The following is a 4,461-nucleotide window of genomic DNA, read 5'->3' as shown; positions in this document are numbered from 1 at the left end:
GAATATTCCGCCGGGGCGCCGCTCTGGTTTTTTCCAAGTCTGTGCCGGATACCCTCCATTCCCTGCGGGGTGGCGGCAAGGGACCAGCCTCCGCACACTGGCGGAGGCCGGTGTTGAAGCCGTTATGTTTCCTCGTACAGCTCAATGATGGCGTCATCCAGGGTGATGAACGCCAGCCGGACCGTATCGCTGAGGGTCTCCGGCCCGAAAATCACCTGCTGGGCCTCCTTCAGATAGGGGTCCATGTTATCCACCTTGTAGGCCACGTGGGGCTGTTTGGAAAGGATCTCCGGGAACCGGGTTCCCTCCTCAAATTTCAGGTATTCAATCTTGTAGTCGTAGGCATCCACGCTCTCATTGACCCAGAAGCCGCCCCACTCGTTGTAGACCATGTTGGGCTTTTTGTTCAGCACGGGGAGCCCGATATGCATATACTCCGCTGCCATGGAAAACCTCCTGTCAGTTATCCTGGGCGGCCAACTCCTGATAGAACTGGAAGGCCTCCCGGTCAGTAAATTTCTCGTGCACGATCTTGGCCACCGCCCGGCACATGGCGGCGGGATGCTCACTCTGGAAGATGTTGCGGCCCATGTCCACGCCCCGGGCGCCGTCGGAGATGGCCCGGTAGGCCATGGTCAGGGCCTCGTCCTCCGGCAGCTTCTTGCCGCCGGCGATGACGATGGGCACGGGACAGGCGGCCACTACCTTCTCAAAGTCATCGCAGTAGTAGGTCTTGACGAAGGACGCCCCCAGCTCTGCCAGCATCCGGGTGGCCAGCAGGAAATACTGGGTGGTGCGGGCCATCTCCTTGCCCACGGCGGTGACGCCCAGAACAGGGATGCCGTACCGTTCCCCGGCGTCCACGGCGCGGCACAGGGTCTCCAGGGACCGGGCCTCGCCCGCCCCGCCGATGAAGCACTGGATGGCCACGGCGGAGGCATTCATGCGGATGGCGGCCTCCATATCGGCACCCACGCCGTTGCCGGTGCTCATGTCGTCGATGAGCACACTGGCGTCATGGGTGGCCCGGAGGCAGATGGCATTGTGGACCGTGGGGGGGATGCAGGAGCGGATGGCCCCCCGGGTGGCCATGAGCACGTCCGCGTACCGGCACAGAGGGGCGATGGTCACGTCCATGCGCTCCAGGCCCGCAGTGGCCCCCATGATATAGCCGTGGTCAAAGGCCAGCATCACCGTGTTGCCGCTCTTGGGATTGAACAGGTGGGAGAGCCGATTCTTGGCTCCCCAGTCCCCGTGGCCCAGGCCCTTGGCGAAGAAGCCCTGCTCCGGGGCAGGCACGTCCAGATGGTAGTCGTGGGCGGTCTTGTTTCCGATTGCGTCTGGCATAGCGCTTACTCCTTACTGAACGCCGGGGTGCGGCAGGGGGTGTTCCACAGACGGAGCATCTCCTCGTCCCACTTGGCGATGTTCATCTGAAAGCCTGCGGCCTCCTGGACGGTGAGGATCTCACCCACCATGCTGGCCACGACCTCGATGCCCTTGGCCTTCAGGAACTCCACAGTGTCCTTGAACAGCACCAGCATCTCCATCATGGTGGTGGCGCCGCAGCCGTTAATCATCACAAAGGTCTTGTCCCCGGGCTTCAGGTCCAAGGCCTTGCACAGGGCCTCGGCCACGGTGGCCACGGTATCCTTGGAGGACATCATGGGCACCCGGACGCCGCCGCCCTCGCCGTGTTGGCCGGCGCCGATCTCCATCAGGTCGGTCTCTCCCAGGTCGCCGAAGGACATGCCGTTCTGGGGATGGGTGGCATCGGTGGACTTGACGGTGATGGAGGCCATGTTGTCCGCGTAATGTTGAGCGATCTCCGCTACCTCCTCCAGAGTCTTGCCCTCCCGTGCGGCGGCCGCGGCGATGTGGTACAGCGCCACCGCGCCGGCCAGCCCCCGCTTGTTGTCCTCGCCGTTGGGGTCGTACCGGATCTCCTCGCCGGTGACCACCTGACGCACATTGAGGCCGGCCTTCCTGGCCAGCTTCATGGCCTGCTTGCCCGCCAGCTGGTCGCCGGCGTAGTTCAGGGTCAGCAGCAGCACGCCGTGGCCCTTGTCCGCCATCTTCATGGCATCAAACACCAGCTGGCCGTTGGGGGCGGCGAAGATATCACCCACCGCCTGGATGTCCAGCATACCCTTGCCCACAAAACCGGCCTGGGCGGGCTCATGGCCGGAGCCGCCGTAGGTGACGATGGTCACCCGGTCGGCATTGGTCAGATCCTTACTGATGACCAGGTGGCCGTCCACATTCAGAATGTCCGGATAAGCCAGACCCAGGCCCACCAGCTCTTCGTCGGTGACCGTCTCCGGCGCGTTCATGAACTTCTTCATTTTCATACAGCATTCCTCCAGTGATATTTAAGTGGTGCATTGCCAATCCCGCTCCTGCGGGTGGAACAACAGGTTATTCCCGGGCCAGCCCCTGGAAGAACCAGGACATGGACACGGCGCCCGCGTCCGGGGTGCCGATGGTCTTGGTCCCGTAACTCTTGGCCCGGCCGAATTTGGAGACATACTGCTTCGTAGCCTCCGCCCCCTGGGCGGCGGCCTGGGCCGCGGCATCGAACAGCTCGTCCGCGCTGTCTCCTGTATAGGCCGCGACGGCTTCGCTGGCGGGGATCAGGGCATCCATCATAGTCTTGTCCCCCACCTTGGCGCCGGACATATCTTCCAGCTCCTCCAGGGCCTTGGCGAAGATGGCCTTGAGGCCCGCCACGTCGATCTCCTCCCCCTCTGGGGCCTCCTCCTGCAAGCCGTCCAGCCAGGTGTTCCACAGGGGGACGGCGCTGCCGCCGTTCAGGGTCATAACGGCCATGGCCGCGTCATCCAGCATGGACTGGATCCCCCCCTCGGCGGCGTCCACTGCTTCGGAGATAGCCCCGGCAATCTTCGCCATGGTCAGGCCGTGATCCGCGTCCCCAAATTTGGAATCGATCTCCGTCAGCTCCGCCTCAGCGGCGGTCACAGCGGCGCAGGCGTTTTTCAGGCGCGCCGCAAATTCAGCTCTTGTCATGTGATATCGGCCCCCTCTTTTGACAAAATAAACAAATTTTGGAAGACATCTTTATTCTAACATAGTCATTTCGCTTTTTCAAGGCGCATCGCCCCTCTTTTCTCCCGGCCAGCAGGGACTCTCCGACGGCCTTTCCACCCCGCCCTTCATTGACGGACAGGATTCCCTATTTTGTGTGTTTTGTATATGGATTTCCCATGGCGATTCTTGTAAAATACAATTGTTGAAAAATGCAACGATAGGAGAATGGTATGCCGAATCGGATCGAGATGTTTCGCCGCCTGGAGCGACAGTATTTTCGGGACAGGCTTGGCACCCTGGGCCTGCAGCAGCTGGACGGCATGATCCTGCACCTGCTGGGGCGGGAGGGCCACATGCGGCAGGAGGACCTGGCCGTCCAGCTGGCGGTGGACAAGGGGGCTGTGGCCCGGAGCCTGGCCCGTCTGGAAAAGCGCGGCCTGGTGGAGCGGCAGGTGAGCGCCCGGTGCCGCCGGGAGAAGCATGTCTCTCTGACTCCCGCGGGGGAGGGCGCATATCAGGGCGTCCAGAGGATTCTGGAGGAGTGGGGGCATGTCAAATACCAGGGCTTCACCCCTGAGGAGCGCGCCCTGAACGAGGCGTTTCTGACCCGCATTGCGGAGAATGTGATCGAATTTTGTCGAGGAGAGGGAAGTGAACATGGTTAAGAATCTGACGGAGGGCAGACCGCTGAATCTGCTGTTTTTCTTTGCCCTGCCCATGGTGGCGGGCAATCTGTTCCAGCAGCTCTACAATATGGTGGACACCGCGGTGGTGGGAAAATTTGTGGGCGAAGACGCAGTGGCGGCCGTAGGCTCCTCCTTCCCCATCGTGTTTTTGTCGGTGGCCGTGGCCTCCGGACTGTCCATGGGCTGTACGGTGGTGGTGTCCCAGCTGTTCGGTGCCGGGCGCATCCATGAGATGAAGACCACCATCTCCACCGCCATCATCTCTCTGGGCGTCCTGGGGCTCCTCATCATGGGCCTGGGAACGCTGCTGGCCGGTCCCCTGCTGCAGCTGCTGGGCACGGACCCGGATATCATGGCCGACTCCCGGACGTATCTGCAGATCTATTTCGGCGGCGCGGTCTTCCTGTTCCTCTACAACACTCTCAACGGCATCTATAACGCCCAGGGGGACAGCAAGACGCCCCTGATCTTCCTGATGATCTCCAGCCTGACAAACATCGTGCTGGACCTGCTGTTCGTCATCCGCTTCGGCATGGGCGTGGCTGGCGTGGCGTGGGCCACGCTGATCGCCCAGGGCCTCTGCGCCGTGGCCTCCCTGCTGGTGTTGCTCCGCCGGATGCGGCGGATGCCCTGCGAGCCGGAAAAACAGGGCGTGAAGCTGCCCCTCTTCCACATGGTGGCGGTGAAGCGCATCGCCCAGATCGGCCTGCCCTCCATGCTCCAGCAG

The 4,461-nt window shown here is 62.3% G+C and carries 6 protein-coding genes; 2 read left to right on the top strand and 4 right to left on the bottom strand.

All coding sequences use genetic code 11. The annotated features are described in order from the left end of the window. Positions 1-122: 122 nt before the first annotated feature. The 4 genes from QVE23_RS04020 to QVE23_RS04005 all read right to left on the bottom strand — a co-directional run bounded on the left by QVE23_RS04020 (position 123) and on the right by QVE23_RS04005 (position 3,027). Positions 123-446 carry a hypothetical protein gene (locus QVE23_RS04020; protein ID WP_287967600.1) on the bottom strand — a complete coding sequence of 108 codons (324 nt, stop codon included), beginning with the start codon at positions 444-446 and terminating at the stop codon, positions 123-125. 13 nt (positions 447-459) lie between these two features. Next, the gene (gene lsrF / locus QVE23_RS04015; protein ID WP_021751486.1) at positions 460-1,347 is read right to left on the bottom strand and encodes a 3-hydroxy-5-phosphonooxypentane-2,4-dione thiolase; all 888 of its coding nucleotides are present in this window, start codon (positions 1,345-1,347) and stop codon (positions 460-462) included. A 5-nt stretch (positions 1,348-1,352) separates the two neighbouring features. Beyond that, on the bottom strand, positions 1,353-2,351 hold the full coding sequence (locus QVE23_RS04010; protein WP_287967599.1) for a dihydroxyacetone kinase subunit DhaK: 999 nt from the start codon (positions 2,349-2,351) through the stop codon (positions 1,353-1,355). A gap of 67 nt (positions 2,352-2,418) precedes the next feature. Beyond that, positions 2,419-3,027: a DAK2 domain-containing protein gene (locus tag QVE23_RS04005; protein ID WP_021751488.1), complete on the bottom strand. Its 609-nt coding sequence runs from the start codon at positions 3,025-3,027 to the stop codon at positions 2,419-2,421. A 251-nt stretch (positions 3,028-3,278) separates the two neighbouring features. Between QVE23_RS04005 and QVE23_RS04000 the strand changes: the two genes are divergently transcribed. Beyond that, positions 3,279-3,713: a MarR family winged helix-turn-helix transcriptional regulator gene (locus QVE23_RS04000; protein WP_021751489.1), complete on the top strand. Its 435-nt coding sequence runs from the start codon at positions 3,279-3,281 to the stop codon at positions 3,711-3,713. Continuing rightward, on the top strand, positions 3,706-4,461 hold a 756-nt coding region (locus tag QVE23_RS10910; protein WP_502919062.1), incomplete at its 3' end, for an MATE family efflux transporter. The genes QVE23_RS04000 and QVE23_RS10910, both read left to right, overlap by 8 nt.

The organism is Oscillibacter sp. KLE 1728, assembly GCF_934833455.1.
Classification (GTDB): domain Bacteria; phylum Bacillota; class Clostridia; order Oscillospirales; family Oscillospiraceae; genus Oscillibacter; species Oscillibacter welbionis.
This window is presented reverse-complemented; position numbering and strand designations above follow the sequence as displayed.